The organism is Paenibacillus sp. 01T424, assembly GCF_056398745.1.
The window spans coordinates 71,711-89,331 of record NZ_JBFTPZ010000013.1; the positions used below are offsets into that span (position 1 = coordinate 71,711).

The 17,621-nt window shown below is 44.9% G+C and carries 18 protein-coding genes and 1 riboswitch; all 18 genes read left to right on the plus strand.

The genetic code is table 11. From position 1 onward, the window contains the following. Nucleotides 1–13: 13 nt before the first annotated feature. The 18 genes from AC1DPK_RS12700 (at nucleotide 14) to ccsA (ending at nucleotide 17,610) form a co-directional block, all read left to right on the plus strand. Nucleotides 14–1,660, plus strand: coding sequence for a spore germination protein (locus AC1DPK_RS12700; protein ID WP_477510529.1), 1,647 nt, complete (start codon nucleotides 14–16; stop codon nucleotides 1,658–1,660). A 131-nt stretch (nucleotides 1,661–1,791) separates the two neighbouring features. Then, nucleotides 1,792–3,123: a diaminopimelate decarboxylase gene (lysA, locus tag AC1DPK_RS12705; RefSeq protein WP_477510530.1), complete on the plus strand. Its 1,332-nt coding sequence runs from the start codon at nucleotides 1,792–1,794 to the stop codon at nucleotides 3,121–3,123. A 53-nt stretch (nucleotides 3,124–3,176) separates the two neighbouring features. Continuing rightward, a complete protein-coding gene (locus tag AC1DPK_RS12710; protein WP_477510531.1) occupies nucleotides 3,177–3,608 on the plus strand; it encodes a peptidylprolyl isomerase in 432 nt (143 codons plus the stop codon). Nucleotides 3,609–3,641: 33 nt separating this feature from the next. Further along, nucleotides 3,642–3,849, plus strand: a riboswitch (FMN riboswitch). Nucleotides 3,850–4,068: 219 nt separating this feature from the next. Beyond that, complete coding sequence (gene ribD, locus AC1DPK_RS12715) at nucleotides 4,069–5,166, plus strand: bifunctional diaminohydroxyphosphoribosylaminopyrimidine deaminase/5-amino-6-(5-phosphoribosylamino)uracil reductase RibD (protein WP_477510532.1); 1,098 nt, start codon at nucleotides 4,069–4,071, stop codon at nucleotides 5,164–5,166. A 95-nt stretch (nucleotides 5,167–5,261) separates the two neighbouring features. Beyond that, nucleotides 5,262–5,921, plus strand: a complete 660-nt coding sequence (gene ribE, locus AC1DPK_RS12720) for a riboflavin synthase (protein ID WP_477510533.1) — start codon at nucleotides 5,262–5,264, stop codon at nucleotides 5,919–5,921. A gap of 430 nt (nucleotides 5,922–6,351) precedes the next feature. After that, on the plus strand, nucleotides 6,352–7,587 hold the full coding sequence (locus AC1DPK_RS12725; RefSeq protein WP_076271384.1) for a bifunctional 3,4-dihydroxy-2-butanone-4-phosphate synthase/GTP cyclohydrolase II: 1,236 nt from the start codon (nucleotides 6,352–6,354) through the stop codon (nucleotides 7,585–7,587). A gap of 22 nt (nucleotides 7,588–7,609) precedes the next feature. Next, complete coding sequence (gene ribH / locus AC1DPK_RS12730) at nucleotides 7,610–8,080, plus strand: 6,7-dimethyl-8-ribityllumazine synthase (RefSeq protein ID WP_053376708.1); 471 nt, start codon at nucleotides 7,610–7,612, stop codon at nucleotides 8,078–8,080. 35 nt (nucleotides 8,081–8,115) lie between these two features. Continuing rightward, a complete protein-coding gene (locus AC1DPK_RS12735; protein WP_339203315.1) occupies nucleotides 8,116–8,895 on the plus strand; it encodes a segregation and condensation protein A in 780 nt (259 codons plus the stop codon). Further along, the gene (gene scpB / locus AC1DPK_RS12740) at nucleotides 8,864–9,466 is read left to right on the plus strand and encodes an SMC-Scp complex subunit ScpB (RefSeq protein ID WP_076271382.1); all 603 of its coding nucleotides are present in this window, start codon (nucleotides 8,864–8,866) and stop codon (nucleotides 9,464–9,466) included. The genes AC1DPK_RS12735 and scpB overlap by 32 nt, the downstream gene beginning before the upstream one ends. 58 nt (nucleotides 9,467–9,524) lie before the next feature. Next, a complete protein-coding gene (locus tag AC1DPK_RS12745; RefSeq protein WP_339203312.1) occupies nucleotides 9,525–10,217 on the plus strand; it encodes a DUF2953 domain-containing protein in 693 nt (230 codons plus the stop codon). Beyond that, nucleotides 10,190–10,672 (plus strand): GerW family sporulation protein, encoded by a 483-nt coding sequence (gene ytfJ, locus AC1DPK_RS12750; RefSeq protein WP_076271380.1) that lies wholly within the window; start codon nucleotides 10,190–10,192, stop codon nucleotides 10,670–10,672. The genes AC1DPK_RS12745 and ytfJ overlap by 28 nt, the downstream gene beginning before the upstream one ends. A gap of 129 nt (nucleotides 10,673–10,801) precedes the next feature. Continuing rightward, nucleotides 10,802–11,998, plus strand: coding sequence for a D-alanyl-D-alanine carboxypeptidase family protein (locus AC1DPK_RS12755; RefSeq protein ID WP_477510534.1), 1,197 nt, complete (start codon nucleotides 10,802–10,804; stop codon nucleotides 11,996–11,998). A gap of 71 nt (nucleotides 11,999–12,069) precedes the next feature. Continuing rightward, nucleotides 12,070–12,729, plus strand: coding sequence for a nucleoside recognition domain-containing protein (locus AC1DPK_RS12760; RefSeq protein WP_477510535.1), 660 nt, complete (start codon nucleotides 12,070–12,072; stop codon nucleotides 12,727–12,729). 25 nt (nucleotides 12,730–12,754) lie between these two features. Then, nucleotides 12,755–13,258, plus strand: coding sequence for a spore maturation protein (locus tag AC1DPK_RS12765; RefSeq protein WP_179089938.1), 504 nt, complete (start codon nucleotides 12,755–12,757; stop codon nucleotides 13,256–13,258). A gap of 54 nt (nucleotides 13,259–13,312) precedes the next feature. Next, complete coding sequence (locus AC1DPK_RS12770) at nucleotides 13,313–14,059, plus strand: pseudouridine synthase (protein ID WP_054026970.1); 747 nt, start codon at nucleotides 13,313–13,315, stop codon at nucleotides 14,057–14,059. Between the two features lie 88 nt (nucleotides 14,060–14,147). Further along, the gene (locus AC1DPK_RS12775; RefSeq protein WP_477510536.1) at nucleotides 14,148–14,678 is read left to right on the plus strand and encodes a redoxin domain-containing protein; all 531 of its coding nucleotides are present in this window, start codon (nucleotides 14,148–14,150) and stop codon (nucleotides 14,676–14,678) included. 17 nt (nucleotides 14,679–14,695) lie between these two features. Beyond that, on the plus strand, nucleotides 14,696–16,354 hold the full coding sequence (resB, locus tag AC1DPK_RS12780) for a cytochrome c biogenesis protein ResB (RefSeq protein WP_477510564.1): 1,659 nt from the start codon (nucleotides 14,696–14,698) through the stop codon (nucleotides 16,352–16,354). Further along, nucleotides 16,351–17,610 (plus strand): cytochrome c biogenesis protein CcsA, encoded by a 1,260-nt coding sequence (ccsA, locus tag AC1DPK_RS12785; protein WP_076271376.1) that lies wholly within the window; start codon nucleotides 16,351–16,353, stop codon nucleotides 17,608–17,610. The genes resB and ccsA overlap by 4 nt, the downstream gene beginning before the upstream one ends. The last annotated feature ends 11 nt before the right edge of the window (nucleotides 17,611–17,621 follow it).

The window sequence follows — 17,621 nt, forward strand, 5'->3', positions numbered from 1 at the left end:
GGGGTGAGCTAACATGAATGACAATGAAAATTTTCATGACAACGATAATGAACAAAATGGAAGACCTCCGTTTCTAGAAGTCAATGAGGATCAACAGAAAGAGGAATCGGGAGTTGCTCGAAACAAAACATCATTCGGTAGTGGAAATAAAAAAAACAATGTCAGCACAGCTGTTTCCAATAAGAACGGTAATAAGGACATAACTCCGATTCCGAGCGATTTGGATGAAGTTCTGATGAGATTGGAAAATGAGATCGGTTATAAAGTAAGCTTCGACGTTGTTGTGAGAGAGATGACGTTTGGCGAGAAGCGCACAGCAATGTTGTCGTTGAACGGTTTGGTTAAGGATACGCTGCTGTCAGATGTGCTCAAGCGATTAACGTATCTCCAACCCGAGGATTTATCTGCGGATGCCTTTCATTCTTTCCTTGATTTATATGTTCCTGCGGCGCAGGTCATAAAGGAAGACGATTGGAATAACATGCTGACGTGCGTGTTATCCGGTGTAACCGCATTGTTTATTGATGGTGAATCCAGTGTTCTCATGATTGATGCGAAGGCTTTCCCCGCAAGAGGACCAGAGGAGCCTTCGCTTGAGAAAGTTGTACGCGGCAGCAGAGATGGCTTCGTAGAAACGTTGATGGTCAACATTTCACTTGTTCGCAGGCGGTTGCGTGATCCCCAGCTGCGCTATGAAATTGTGCGGGTGGGCGATCGGACACAAACGGATGTTTGTATTGCTTATATCGACGATATTGTGGACAAGGAGCTGCTTAAGTCCGTCAAAGACAAAATCGCTATGGTGAAAATAGACGGGCTGCCGCTTGCGGACAAGCAACTGGAGGAGTCTACTGTAAAAAGGGGCTGGAATCCCTTCCCGCTTGTTCGATATTCAGAAAGACCCGATACGGTAGCTGCACATCTGCTAGAGGGTTCAGTTGCAGTATTCGTTGATACTTCGCCAAGTGTAATGACGCTGCCGACTACATATACCGATCTAATGCAGCATGCAGAGGAGAATCGACAAACACCATTTATTGGCACCTATCTGCGCTGGGTGAGATTTATAGGTATTTTGGCATCGTTGTTCATGCTGCCGTTATGGCTGCTGTTCGTCATGCATCCGGAAATGAAGCCTGTTGCTCTTGAGTTTATTGGTCCGAGTAAGACCGGCAAACTGCCATTAGTCGTACAATTTCTGTTAGCTGAGATAGGCGTGGATTTGCTGCGTATGGCTTCTGTTCATACGCCTACATCTCTCGCAACGGCTATGTCGTTAGTTGCTGCGATTCTCATTGGTGATATTGCCGTTAAGACCGGCGTCTTTGTAAATGAAGTTATTTTGTATATGGCGATTTCAGCGATTGGGATGTTCGCAACACCAAGTTATGAGCTTGGACTTGCGAATCGAATCGTAAGGCTCGTGTTAATCATATCGGTGGCCGCCTTCAGTGTGCCGGGTTTCGTCATTGCGACGACGGCAATTTTGTTGATGCTGATCAAAGAGCGCTCATTCAACCGTCCGTATATGTGGCCGATTATACCGTTTGATATGCACGCCCTTTGGAGCATTATCATTCGTCAGCCAGTCCTGTACAACCGGCAGCGCCCAAATATTTTGCGGCCTCAGCAGAGCGATAAGATGCCAAATACAGAGTAGATTCATAAAATGCAAATGAAATGTGGATTTATCCATTTCGTAGTCCGGGTAGATTGCGTTATACTAAACCTATTAATGCAAATTCTATCCGTTCTATCTGCATGCAGATAGAAGAAAGCTGAGGGGAAATTATGTACCTGCATGGAACTAGTAATATTAACGAAAAAGGACATTTGGAAATTGGCGGCTGTGATGTAGCTGATTTGGCTGCACAGTTTGGTACGCCACTATATATTGTGGATGAGGCTCTTGTTCGTAAGCGCGCAAGCGAGTATGTAGAAGCCTTCAAAGCATCAGGTCTTAGATTTCAAGTCGCATATGCAAGCAAAGCGTTTAGTGTAATGGCAATGTGTGCGATTGCTGAGCAAGAAGGGCTGTCGCTGGATGTTGTATCCGACGGTGAGCTTTACACAGCAATGCAAGCAGGCTTCCCTGCTGAACGTATCCATTTCCACGGCAACAACAAAACGCCTGAGGAAATCAACATGGCACTTGATGCTGGGATCGGCTGCTTTGTCGTTGACAATTTCATGGAGCTTGAGCTTCTGAATGCTCTTGCTGGCGATAAAGGCAAGAAAGTAAACATTCTACTTCGTATCACGCCTGGCGTTGAAGCACATACTCATGACTATATTTCTACTGGGCAAACGGATTCGAAATTTGGTTTCGACCTTGGCAATGGCGCGGCGAAACAAGCGATTCAAGAAGCGATTGCTTTGCCTAACCTGATTGTTTTGGGCGTTCATTCCCATATTGGATCACAAATTTTCGAAGTTGAAGGCTTCCGTATGGCTGTGGACAAGGTTGCTGATTTCGCGGTTGAGATTCGTAATGAGCTTAACCTAACGTTTAAAGTTATCAATCTTGGCGGCGGCTTTGGTATTCGTTATGTTGATGGCGACACACCATTGCCAATCAGCGAATATGTTGCGGCAATTACTGGCGCTATCATTTCGAAGTTTACAGATGCAGAGTTCCCATTGCCTGAGATTTGGGTAGAGCCAGGCCGCAGTATGGTTGGCGATGCAGGAACAACTTTGTATACAGTAGGTACAAGCAAAAATATCCCCGGTGTACGTAAATACATTGCTGTAGACGGTGGTATGACGGACAACCCTCGCCCAGCGCTTTACCAATCCAAATATGAGGCAGTACTCGCTAATCGTGCGAATGAAGCTGCTGAAGAAACGGTTTCCATCGCGGGCAAATGCTGCGAGAGTGGCGACATGCTCATTTGGGATTTGGAATTGCCTAAAGCAAAAAATGGCGATTTACTTGCTGTTTTCTGTACGGGTGCTTATAATTATGCAATGGCGAGCAACTATAACCGCATTCGTCGTCCGGCTGTCGTTTTCGTTAAAGATGGTCAGGCAGACCTTGCTGTTAAGCGTGAATCGCTTGAAAATATCGTTTGCAATGACGTCATTCCGGCAAGACTTCAAAAATCATCGCTTGCGAAATAAGAGCGAAATTGGTAACGTAGTCTTATTCGGATAAAAGAAAGGTAGATGCAGCAATGGCTAAACAAGCAAAAATCACACTAGCAAACGGCGGAGAGGTTCTTATCGATCTATTCGATCAAGACGCGCCGAACACAGTAGCAAACTTTGAAAAGCTTGCTAACGAAGGTTTTTACAACGGTCTTACTTTCCACCGTGTTATCCCTGGTTTCGTTGCTCAAGGCGGATGTCCAAACGGAACAGGTACAGGCGGTCCTGGATACCAAATCGATTGTGAAATCAACCCTAATAAGCATGAGCGCGGTTCTCTAGCAATGGCGCATGCTGGTCGCAATACAGGCGGCAGCCAATTCTATATCGGTTATGCACCACAACCGCATTTGGATGGCGGACATACTGTTTTTGGCAAGGTTTCAAAAGGTATGGAGTTTGTTGATGCTTTCAAAGGCGGAGACAAAATGGAAAAGGTTGAAGTCGAATCGATTTAATGTTAAGATACTAACTATAATATTGTAAGTGCAGCAATCCTTCGGGGTAGGTGAAATTCCTAACCGGCGGTGATCGGGAAGGCACAGAATATCGGATAACCGAATTTCTGTGCCTCTCGTCAGTCCGTGACCCGGTTTAAACGGCATTTTATCCAAGATTATTTGGATAGAATACGATTAAAACGGTGGACCTGGTGAAACTCCGGGACCGACAGTACAGTCTGGATGGGAGAAGGGGATGCTTCGACAGCTACAATTTACTGCTTATTTGTATGTGTTTTATTTCACATACATATTAGGTTAGTTTATTTAGTGTACTTTACAAACCGATTTCGCAATTTTGCGACGTAAGATAGCGACGGCTCTCAAAGCCGACAACATCGATCGGTTTTGTCGTAGTTCTCGTTTTATCTTTCATCACCCCTGTCGGATCGTATGCCGATGGGGGTGTTTTTTGTTTATGGACATTTTAAATGATGAATATTATATGGGATTAGCGTTAGATATGGCTGCAAAAGCTTCGGGTCAAACCGGCATTAATCCTGTTGTCGGCTGCGTCGTCGTAAAGGATGGTGCCATTGTCGGCATTGGCACGCATCTAAAGCGAGGAACTGGTCATGCTGAAGTGCATGCGCTTCAGATGGCGGGAGATGCGGCTGAAGGAGCAACCGTTTATGTAACATTAGAGCCATGCAGCCATTTTGGAAAGACACCTCCATGCTGTGAACGTATCATTGATGCGAAAGCTGCAAGGGTTGTAGTCGCAAGCGGCGATCCTAATCCAGCAGTGTCAGGCCGAGGCATTGCAAGGCTTCGTGAAGAAGGGATCGACGTTACGGTTGGCGTTTTCGAGCAAAGATCGCAGCAAATGAATGAAAAATTTAATAAGTACATTACGACCCGCCTCCCATTCGTTACTTTAAAAACTGCGAGTACGCTTGATGGCAAAATTGCTTCTCATTCAGGTGATAGCCGATGGGTGACTGGTGCAGTTGCTCGCGAGCAGGTTCATACGCTGCGTCATCAGCATGAAGCCATTATGGTTGGCATAGGAACAGTACTTGCGGACGATCCACTGCTCAATACGAGAGCATCTGTCCCTGCAATTGATCCGATACGGATTATCGTGGATTCAGCACTAAGGCTGCCGCTTAATGCCAGAGTTGTAACGGATCGCTCAATTAGAACGATTGTTTTAACTTCCAGCCAAGCTAGCTTGGACAATCGCCAAGCGCTTGAAGCAGCAGGGATTGAGGTCATCATTTGCGGTACGGGAGCAAAAGTAGATCTCAGTGAAGGGATGAAGAAGCTGGGGGAGCTTGAAATCGGCTCAATCTTGCTTGAAGGCGGAGGTCAATTAAATGGTGCAATGTTAGAGGCAGGTCTTATTGATAAAATCATGCTGTATTACGCGACCAAGATTATCGGCGGCTTGGATGCACCAGGTACATTTACTTTCGCTGGATTCGAAAAAATGGCCGATGCGATTTCCCTAGATCGAGTAAGCGTAGAAATGGCCGGCGAGGACATTTGCGTCTCGGGATATCCAGTTTATTAAGGATAAGGCGTTGAACAAATCTCTGGCATCATCGCAGGATTTATGTTGTTTTGAAGTAGGTTTGCTGCATTAGCGAACCTTTGAGGAGGAAACCCATGTTTACCGGATTAGTGGAAGAAGTGGGAAAGATGAAAGGAATCACGAAGCAAGGCGAGGCGATGAGGCTAGTCATCGGAGCATCCCTTGTTACTGATGGTGTTAAGCTGGGTGATAGCATCTCGGTTAATGGCGTTTGTTTAACGGTAACGTCGTTTGATGGTGCATCATTTGCAGCTGACGTGATGCCTGAGACTTATCGCAAGTCTAATCTTCATCAGCTTCGTGCTGGCGAACAAGTGAATTTAGAGAGAGCGATGCAAGCTGGCGGACGTTTTGGCGGTCATATCGTACAGGGGCATGTTGATGGAACCGGGAAAATAACTTCACGAGAAACGGATGCTAATGCTGTTGTTTATAAAATCCATATCGACGACGCAGACATGTTGCGTTATGTGATTCCAAAAGGCTCGATCACAATTGATGGCATAAGCCTTACTGTAGTGGATACATCATCACAAACGTTATCCGTATCGATTATTCCACACACATTAGGCGAAACGGCCTTACAGCATAAGCGTGCAGGCGATTCCGTTAATATCGAATGTGATGTCATCGGCAAGTACGTCGATCACCTGCTTCATTTCAAGCAGCCAGAAGCCTTGCCAGCCAAAGCCAAGCTCACTACATCTTTTCTAATGGAAAATGGTTTTTTGTAAATAAGTTAGTCAAGTATCAGTAGTGTCTAGTCTGGTTGTCATGAAAACTCGAGTGCTCAAACAGCAAGCCTGTCCCGCAGGGACGAAAGCGATCTTTAAAGTATTTTTATTTAATTGAACTAACAACTAGGCTGCTCAAACAGTAAGCGTGTCCCGTAGGGACGAAAGCGATCTTTAACCAATGTTAGCACACAGCCACCTGAGTCATGCCTACGTTAGTTCAATTGCAGGTGTCCAGAGGACGCAGTCCTCGGGGCCCTCCCTTGGAAGGGAGGGTTTGGGTGGGTTCGAAAAGCCTTTAAGGTTTGGTATTAGCCTTTAAGGTTTGGTATTAAACTGGTTTTAAACTGTAATTAAACTTAAAAATAACCTTTGAAGGCAAGGTAGAAGCCTTATAAAGGTTTGGTTGTCACAAAGGAGGGAAACCCATATGGAACAAACAGATAAAAAACCATTTGATTCAGTTGAAGCTGCTTTGGCGGATCTTAAGCTTGGCAAGCCGATTATTGTCGTTGACGACGAGGATCGGGAAAATGAGGGCGACCTTATTGCACTTGCTGATACAATGACGCCTGAGGTCATTAACTTTATGATTACAGAGGCTAGAGGTCTTGTGTGTGTTCCCATTACGCAAGAGCGAGCAGACCAGCTTGACCTTCCGCCAATGGTTACGCATAATACCGATTATCACGGGACGGCATTTACCGTTTCCGTTGATTATATTGGAACGACTACTGGGATTTCCGCATTTGAACGCTCAGAAACGGTTAAAGCGCTCATTGATCCAACGACGAAAGCAGCAGATTTCCGCAGGCCAGGTCATATTTTCCCCTTGATTGCAAGACCCGGTGGCGTACTCCGTCGTGCTGGACATACGGAGGCGGCTATAGATTTGGCGGTCATGTGCGGTTCGGCGCCTGCAGCAGCGATTTGTGAAATCATTAATGAAGACGGCACGATGTCTCGTTTGCCAGATTTGCTTGTCTTTAAAGAAAAGCACAATCTGAAGCTCATTACGATTCAAGAGCTGATTCAATATCGCAACGAGAAAGAAAAGCTTGTTGAGCGAGCAGTTGATGTGAAGCTGCCAACTGATTTTGGCACTTTCCGCGCTATTGCTTATACAAATTTAGTGGATAACAAAGAGCATATCGCTCTCGTTAAAGGCGACATCGATCCTGAACGTCCCTTGCTTGTGCGGGTTCACTCTGAATGCTTAACCGGCGATGTTTTTCATTCGCATCGTTGCGACTGCGGACCGCAGCTTGAAGCGGCGCTTAAACAGATCGAAGAAGCAGGCAGCGGCGTTCTGCTTTATATGCGCCAAGAGGGCAGAGGCATTGGTTTGATTAACAAATTGAAGGCCTATGCACTGCAAGAAGAAGGTTTTGATACGGTTGATGCTAATTTAAAGCTTGGCTTTCCGGCAGATTTGCGCGATTATGGTATAGGCGCACAAATTTTGAAGGATCTTGGCGTTCGCCAAATGCGGTTGATGACGAACAATCCTCGGAAAATTAAAGGTCTTGAAGGCTACGGACTAGAGGTTGTAGAACGTATTCCTATACAAATGGAGTTAAAGGAAGATAATAAAAGTTATCTCCGCACAAAGAAATCTAAGCTTGGTCATTTACTTAGCTTTGAAGATATTGACTACATCATTTAAAATAATGGAAGGAAGATGACAAATGACACGAATTTATGAGGGACATTTAGTATCAGAAGGTTTAAAATATGGAGTAGTAGTAGGACGTTTTAACGAGTTTATTTCAAGCAAGCTGCTTGGAGGCGCACTTGATGCTTTCAAACGTCATGGCGCACAGGATTCAGATGTTGAGGTAGCATGGGTGCCGGGAGCGTTTGAAATTCCTTTAATCGCGCAAAAAATGGCAGAAAGCGGAAAGTATGATGCTGTCATTACGCTTGGCGCTGTTATTCGTGGTTCAACACCGCATTTCGATTTTGTTTGCAACGAAGCAGCAAAGGGTGTTGCGGCAATCGCTTTGAAAACAGGCATTCCGACTATTTTTGGTGTATTGACTGTTGATTCGATTGAACAGGCCATTGAGCGTGCAGGTACAAAAGCAGGCAACAAAGGTTATGAGGCTGCTACAAGCGCAATTGAAATGGCGAACCTAACCAAACAATTGCAAGGCTAAGCAGCGAAGATAAGGCTAGGCGGGAGGAAATGTAAGTGTCAGTGCTTTATAAGCTGGATTCTTTTGAGGGGCCGCTGGATCTGCTGCTTCACTTGATCGACAAGGCGGAGATCGATATCCATGAGGTGTCTATCAGTGAGATTACAATTCAATATATGGATTATCTTCATGCGATGAAAGAGCTCGAGCTTGAGGTCACGAGTGAATTTTTAGTTATGGCGGCAACCCTTTTGGCGATAAAGAGCAAGCAGCTACTTCCAAAGCCGCCTGTATTTGAGGAAGACTATGAGGATTGGCCGGATGACGGATTGGATCCACGCGATGAGCTCATCCAGAAGCTCGTAGAATACCGGAAATTCAAACAAATAGCCGAGCAGCTGCGCGAGAAGGAATTCGAGCGCAGCCTTGTCTATTCAAGGGAACCTGAGGATATGACGCCATTTTTGAAAGAAGAGATTGTTAATCCGGTGGAGGGTCTTCACTTGTCGGATTTGATTACTGCCTTTCAAAAGGCGCTGCGCCGCGCATCAAGGCGTAATGTCGTTGCTACCATACATCGCGACGAGATTTCCGTTAAAGATCGAATACGGGACATTGTCGAGGTGCTCAAGCAATTCGAAACGGTTCGTTTTTCACGGCTTATTCGCGAGAACATGGACAGGCATGAAATCGTGGTTACTTTTCTAGCCATTCTAGAATTAATGAAAATGAAACATATTCGTTGTTTTCAGCATCAGTTATTTGACGACATCGTCATTCATTGGAGAGGAGAGTCGTCGCAAATTGGATTATCCGAAGTTGAAGACAATTATTGAGGGCCTGCTGTTTATGGCAGGTGATGAAGGCCTTACGAAGCGGCAACTAGCTGATATTTTGGAGCTGGATGCCGAGCTCGCTTCCGATTTGGTTTATGATTTGCAGCGCGATTTGGAGCGCGAGGGGCGCGGTATTCAAATCGCAGAGGTGGCAGCCTCCTATCGGCTGACGACTCATTTGGAGCATGCGCCTTATTTTGAGCGTATGGCATACACTCCTACGAGATCGCAGCTGTCACAAGCTGCATTAGAAACGCTGTCCATCGTCGCTTATCGCCAGCCGATAACAAGAATATCGATTGAAGAAATTCGCGGCGTAAAGAGCGACAGAGCGATTCAATCGCTTGTATCAAAGGATTTAATCGAAGAGGTTGGCCGCGCCGAGCAGATTGGCAGACCTATTTTGTACGGAACAACGAAATCATTTTTAGATTATTTTGGATTGCCGTCCATAAAAGAATTGCCAGAACCAGGCAGCGTTGATATCGATGATGCCTTGGAGGAACAAACTCAGCTGCTATTTGAGAGATTAGATGGCACGCAGATGACAATTGAAGAAATAAAAGAATGAGATTTGGCCGCCGGGTCATACTATATTCAACCCATATTAGGGAAACGGAGGAAGCATCATGATGCTCGGTTACCCCTACGGTTGGATGACGGCGGTCGGTCTCTTTTTTTTGCTCATTTTGGTCGTCTGCCTCACTTCGCAGGTCGAATTAAGAGGCCATCTGAGGAGAATTGATCAAAACGATGATTTTGAGTTGAATATAAAGGCCTTATTTGGAATCCTCAGATACCGCTTTAAAGTGCCGATTATTCAGTTCACAGGAACCTCCATCCAACTTAAGGAACAGGTTTCAAAAAAGAATGTGGCCGTTGACACTTGGAAACAATATAACGAGGACATTGACGCAGAAAAAATAGCGCATCTAATGGAAAGAACAAAACATCTGTTACAAATGACGAAAAACTTAACGGGTTGGGTTAGAAAATCGCTTACGAAGGTCCGTCTTTTGGAATGGAACTGGTCCACATCAGTAGGAACCGGTGACGCAATGTGGACGGCTATGGCGACTGGATTTGTTTGGTCCATAAAAACATCAATCATTGGCGTATTGTCCCAAATGGTTAAGCTCAAAACAGAACCGAAAATGATGGTTCAGCCTATTTATCAACGATCTGCTTTTACAACGGAATGGTCATGCATAGCTCAAATCCGCTTCGGTTATGCTATTCTTGCCGGACTGCAGCTTTTAGTTCGGATGAGGAAATTGAAAGGAGGCGTCAAGGTATGGCAGAACATCCTATTCAAGGCTTAATGCAAACCGCAATGGAAAATATTAAAGAGATGGTTGACGTCAATACTATTGTAGGCGACCCTGTCCAAACGCCGGATGGCAGTATTATTATGCCGATCTCCAAAGTAGGCTTTGGGTTTGTAGCAGGAGGCAGTGACATTCGATTAGATGATGCCGATCATAAGAACGGCTCTCAATCTGATGCACAGCATGCTTCCGTTTCGCTTCCGTTCGGCGGCGGTAGCGGTGGCGGCGTGTCGATTACGCCAATTGCTTTCTTGGTCGTAGGAACACATGGCGTAAAAATTGTTCCGCTCGATAATCAAACACATCTGCTTGAGCGGGTAATCGACTCAGCTCCGCATGTATTTGATAAGCTGCAATCGATGATGAAGCAGCCTTCGAGTACAGGTGTATACACGGATACGTCTCAAACTGTGATCAGTGAACGTGTCGAAGCAAACGAACACAACTGATGACATAACTGCCCGAGAGGGCAGTTTTTCATTTTTGTTAGCTACTTTTCGTCTAGAGCCACATGTACAGGCATATACTGAAATACGCACACACAAGCTTTATCTACTATCGCTGCGGGAGGGGCAAGTATGAATATGAATTTCAAAAAACTGCAACGATTTGTTGCAGTTGGAATGTTATCTGCTTTATTGGTTGGGACAAGCGTATTGCCCCCAGTTAGCGCAAATCCAAGCAAGTTGTATACGAATGCCAAGGCATCGGCTCTCATTGATGTCGAGTCAGGCAGAGTTTTGTATAGCAGTGATGGCGATACCCCGATGCGGATAGCAAGCTTAACGAAAATCATGACAGCTATTGTTGCAATAGATCATGGGAAGCTGACTGATATGGTGAAGACAAGCAAACGAGCAGTTGGTAAAGAGGGTTCTTCGATTTATCTTCAGCTTGGCGAAGAAATGAGTTTGCATCATATGTTGTATGGTCTGATGCTCAGGTCCGGCAACGATGCGGCAACGGCAATCGCGGAGCATGTTGGTGGATCGGAGGAAGGTTTTGTTCATTTAATGAATGAGAAAGCGACCTTTCTAGGTTTGAAACATACGCAATTTAAAAATCCGCATGGGCTGGATGATGATGAGCATTATTCCTCAGCTAATGATTTGGCCAAGCTGACTGCATATGCTTTGAAAAATGACGTATTTGCAGAAATCGTAAGCACGCGCGTAAAAAAAGTGCCTAATCCGCATGAGAAATGGGAGTACAGCTACACGAACAAAAATAAAATGCTAACGATGTATGAGGGTGCTGACGGTGTAAAAACGGGGTATACCAAAAAATCATTGCGCTGCTTAGTTAGCTCCGCCACTAGGAATGGTCAACAGCTTGCTGCTGTGACGATAAATGACAGCGATGATTGGGCAGATCACCGGAAAATGCTCGATTGGGGTTTTGGTCATTATCCGCTTCAAGAGATAGCAGTTAAAGGGCAGCAAGTTTCTGGTTACCCTTATGCTGTTGGACAATCTTTTAAATACCCGCTGGAAGAGCAGGAAACGGGAAATATTCAATCACGTCTTGTGCTGCTTGAAGCAGGAACAACACGATATTTGTTAGGAGAGCGCGGATTTCTGGAATGGTATCTAAACGAGCAGCAAATTGGTGCTGTTCCTGTGTATGATCCAAACAGCAGCAGACTTCAACTTTCAATGGCATCGCAAAAATCATTACAATCGCTGGCTGATTTTCAAAAAGCAAACAAGCTTGATCAGCGCGGGCCGATATTTGGCTCTATTATCAAAGTATTAGATGCATTATTTGAGCATTAGCATGCAATCTGCGCGGGAGACGCTGATTGCTTGCAAAACAGTATAGGTGCGTAGAGGGGGAGGCGACCTAAATGGTTAACTGGATTTGGTTGTTTTTCATCGTAGCGAGTGTTGTAGTAGCTGCGATAACGGGTAAGATGGATGCGGTAACGCAAGCAGCTTTCGAGGGAGCCAAGTCGGGTGTCACCGTGAGCTTCGGATTAATTAGTATCATGGTGTTTTGGCTTGGCATGATGCGAATAGCGGAGGATGCAGGGCTGCTGCGTACACTTGCTCGAATGCTCGGGCCTGTGGTGCGCAAGCTTTTTCCTGACGTTCCTCCCAATCACCCAGCTCTCGGATATATAATGAGTAATTTAAGCGCTAATCTCTTTGGGTTAGGAAATGCAGCCACGCCAATGGGAATAAAAGCGATGCAGGAGCTTCAGAAGCTTAATCCTGATCCTGCTACAGCAACTCCAGCCATGTGCACGCTGCTTGCGCTAAATACATCCAGCATTACGATCATTCCCACCACGCTTATTGCCATTCGAATGAATTATGGTTCAGCTAACCCTGCTGAAATTATCGGTACAACGCTGGCAGCGACATTTGTTGCTACTACGGCTGCAATACTTGCCGACCGCTGGTATCGAAGAAAATCACCACCGCCGCCAATAGCTCCTTCGCCACCTAGACCTGAGAATAAGAAGTCGGCTTCACCAGCTTCCGGAGGTGAGGCAATTGTATAATATTTTTACAAGCTTATCCGCTTGGATGATTCCAGCCATTATCGTATTTATTCCGCTCTATGCAGCTTTAAGACGCAAAGTACCTGTCTATGAAACGTTTGTTGAAGGGGCCAAGGATGGCTTCGGAACAGCGATTAATATCATTCCTCATTTGGTTGGCATGATGGTTGCTATCAGTATGTTTCGCTCATCTGGAGCCTTGGAATTGCTGCTTTCTACAGTCCGACCTCTCTTTGATTGGGTCGGTATCCCAAGCGAGGTGCTGCCTCTCGGGATTTTGCGGCCTTTGACTGGCGCAGGCTCGTTAGCCTTCACGACTGACCTTATTCAGAACTTTGGCCCGGATTCTATGATCGGCAGAATTGCTTCCACAATTCAAGGCAGCACGGATACAACCCTGTATGTGCTTACTGTATATTTTGGAGCGATTGGAATAAGAAAGTCACGTTATGCGTTAAAAGTTGGTTTATTTTCCGATATAGTAGGTTTTTTCGCAGCAATTTTCATTTGCTTATACATATTCGGCTAGTGAAGCTTGTACTTTCGCCTTCATATCGTTATGATGGAGATTGAGGTGAAAGCATTGGAACGTTTACAGAAAATATTAGCAGCAGCGGGAATTGCATCCCGTCGCAAATGTGAAGAAATGATTTTGGCAGGAATGGTTGAAGTTAATGGTGAGAAGGTTACGACGCTAGGCGTTAAGGCTGATCCAGCGGTTGATGCAATTACGGTTAACGGCAAGCCGATTCGGAGCGAGAAGAAGCTCTATCTCATGCTTAACAAATCCAAGGGAGTCATAACTAGCGCCAAAGATCCACAAGGCCGCAAAGTGGTTTCTGATTTCTTGCCAGGTATTAAAGAGCGAGTATATCCGGTCGGTCGATTGGATTATGATACGGAAGGACTTCTTATCCTAACGAATGATGGCGAATTCGCTAATTTGTTAACACATCCAAGTCATCATGTTCCCAAAACATACCGTGCGACCGTTAAAGGCGTTCCTCATGGAACGGCATTGGAGCAGTTGCAAAAAGGGATTAAGCTAGAGGATGGCATGACCGCGCCTGCAGAAGTGGAATATCATGATGTGGATACGGACGGAAATGAAGCAACGATTACAATTACGATTTTTGAAGGCCGGAACCGTCAGGTTCGCCGGATGTTTGAAGCTATTGGACATAAGGTGATTAGGCTGAAAAGAATTCGTTTTGGCGAAGTTGGACTTGAAAACCTAGGCAGAGGAAAGTATCGTCATCTCACGCCTCAGGAAATTAAAGAATTGCTTGCGATAGCGCAAAGCAAGACACATAAAGTTCATAAAAAGTAATCGACGGCGGCAGTAATTGCCGTCGACTTTTCGTTATAATGGTAATATTCGTGGCTGCATAGAAAGAAGCTGGTGGTGAAAAACAATTATGGGAAAATCGCGCAAGACGGTACAAATTGTCATTTTGATTGCCGTCTTGATCATAGGTGGGTACGCAATTGGATCTACCTTATTTGTCGCGGATGACAAAGGTCCTTTAAAGGAAGGCGGGAAGCCGCCTGCATTTGAGCTTGTTGATTTAGAGGGCAATCTTAAACAACTGTCTGATTATGAGGGGAAAGCTGTCGTCATTAATTTCTGGGGCACATTCTGTCCACCGTGCGTGAAGGAAATGCCGGAGTTTGAACGACAGTACGCGAAATGGAAGGATCAAGGCCTTGTGATTTTAGCTATAAATTTAAGCGAGGACACGTTGACCGTGAACAATTTTGTCCGTCGTTTTGATTTGAACTATCCGATTCTGCGCGATGTAAATCGCAAAACAGAACGCAGCTATGGTCTAAAGTCATACCCTACTACTTTTTTCATTAATCCAAATGGGACGATTATGGAAATAAAAGTAGGAGGCATGACGGAAGAGGAAATTGATGAACGGATTGAACGGCTTCTTCAGCTGTAGGAGGTATTATTGTGTTAGTGGTTGAAAACACAAAATGTGAGTGCGGTCATCAAAATTCGATAGGCACCGTACTATGTGAAAGCTGCGGCAAACCGCTTGTAAACGATACGGTTTCCGATTTGCCGTTAGAAATGCGTTACGATGGTGTTGCTCGTCGATCGCAAAAAAGTAATCCCAATTATATCGATAAAATATGGAATTTTTTCTCGTCAGTCAAAATTGCGATTTATTTGATCGTCATTACCTTTTTGACTGCGATGCTTGGAACAATTTATCCACAGGAAAACACATTCATAAATAACTTAGATCCATCCGTTTATTATGAAGAAACTTATGGATTTCTTGGCAAAATGTATTATTTGCTAGGATTATCACATACGTACGAATCCTGGTGGTTCATTGGTTTGCTTGTGATGATTGGCACCTCACTCGTTATTTGCAGCTTGGATCGTGTGCTCCCGCTTTATCGGGCACTCAGCAAGCAGCAAATTCGTAAGCATCTGCAGTTTATTCATCGTCAGAAGACGGTATTTAAATATCAGATTGAAGGCGATGAGGAAAAATGGGTTGAAAATTTCGGCATGCAGCTGAAACGCAAAGGTTATCGCATTCATCGAGATGGCTCTGCGCTGCTTGCGGAGAAAAATCGTTTTAGCCGCTGGGGACCCTACATCAATCACATTGGCCTTATCTTGTTTCTTCTAGCCATATTGGCAAGAAGCATTCCAAGCTGGCAAATGGATAGCTACATAATGGTCCCTGATGGGGATACGGTCCAAATAGCGAATACGAATTATTATGTTAAAAACGAAAAGTTTACTGTAGAGTATTATAAAGATGAAGAATTGCCGGACAAGCTTAAAGGAATAAGCCGTGCGAAGCTTTTTGAGACAAAAGCGGTTCTTTATGAATGCGTTAGCAACTGCAGTGACCAAACAAAGAAACCAGAGCTTAAAGAAGTAGAGCGGCATAATATTATCGTCAACGAGCCGCTTAAGTACAAAGGATTAAAGCTGTATCAATTTGATTATGATACAACGCCTCGCTTGAACGCTGTGCATCCTATTCTCATAGATAAAGCGACGGGAGAGAAATACGGTCCGTTCGATCTACCAATGAAGGATTCAGCGCTGCAGCATAAGCTTGGGCCATATACCCTTGATTTATATGCGAATTATATGGAATTTGCAATTGGCGACAATGGCGAGCCAACGACTTTGTCACGTGATCCGATTGCTCCGGCGTTCGTATACACGGTTAAAGGTCCAGGACTTGATCCAAAAGGTGAGCCGTATATGTATTTCCCAATGCAAAAGGATAAAGTTAAATTTTCGCAGGATGCCATTAATCACGGTATCGCGGATAAGATAGAAATTCGAGTGGACGGCATGGAAAATGTAGATTTCTCTGAAGCATCCACTTACTTGAACGTAAGGATGGATAAGGCGCTGCCATATGTTTGGGTAGGTGCAGTGTTCTCCATGCTCGGCTTGCTGATGGGGTCCTATTGGCAGCACCGCCGAATTTGGCTGCGAGTGGACAATGGAGAGCTTTCATTGGGCGCTCATACGAATAAAAACTGGTACGGTATGCGCTCAGATGTAGCGGGAGCCCTTAAAAAAATAGGGATAACCGTAGATCCGAAGTCGCTAGATAACGGAGGGAACAACGCGTGAGCTTAGTCGATTTTAGCAGCGACGCATTTATTGTCGCATTTTTCCTGTATTGCTTCGCATTTATGTTTTATGTCATTGCCATTGCGGGTAAGAAATGGAGCAATCGTGATCCTTTGCAGCATGAGAAGCGTTGGGGACGAATTGCATTCATTACTTCGAGTCTTGGTCTTGCATCGCATTTGACCTTCTTCTTTACAAGATGGGCTGGAAGCGGCCAAATTCCAACGAGCAATATGTATGAATTCATGACTTTCCTTGGAATGGCAATCATGATTGCATTTACGATCGTCTTCAGTATTTACAGAAAACCGCTGCTGGGCATGTTCTCATTGCCGCTAACTGTAATTATTGTTGCTTATGCCTCTGTGTTTCCGCAAGAGGTACAGCCGCTAATACCGGCTCTAAACAACTACTGGCTAAAAGTACATGTAACGACAGCCGCTCTCGGCGAAGCATTTTTTGCCGTTGGTTTTGCTGCCGGCCTCATGTATTTGCTAAGAGTGGTTGATTTCAAAAGCAAAACAAAAGAAGCAAAAAGATCGCAGTTCTGGGTCGAGTTCTCTTTATATACGATTATTCTAATTGTAGGTTTTATCGTCGCTGTATTCGCGTTCCGCGGAATGGGCTATGAAGCGAAATTTATTCAAGAAACATCTACTATTGATGCCAAAGGAATAGAGTCGACGACTTCGGAGACAGTAAATTATACACTGCCGCCAATTGTTAAACCTTATAACAGCCAGGTGGTCGAATATGAATCATTCCTCGGCATGAGCAAGCCATTATTCGAAGCACCATCTTGGATGGAAGGCGCAAATTCAGGACGCAAGTTTAATACCGTTATATGGACGATTATTTCAGGCTCCTTGCTTTATGGCTTGCTGCGCTTAGTATTCAGAAAGCCGCTCGGAGCGGTCATTCATCCTGTTATGGATGGTGTAGATCCAGAAGATTTGGATGAAATCAGCTACAGATCCATCGCAATTGGATTTCCGATCTTTACACTCGGTGCATTAATATTCGCGATGATATGGGCCAATATTGCATGGGGCCGTTTCTGGGGCTGGGACCCGAAAGAGGTTTGGGCTTTAATCACTTGGTTGTACTACAGTGCGTATTTGCATTTCCGTTTATCGCGCGGCTGGCAGGGAAAACCTTCTGCATGGCTCGCTGTAATCGGCTTCGTGGTTGTACTATTTACGCTTGTTGGGGTTAACCTCGTCATTGCAGGTTTGCATTCCTATTCTGGTGTTTAGAACTTAGATTG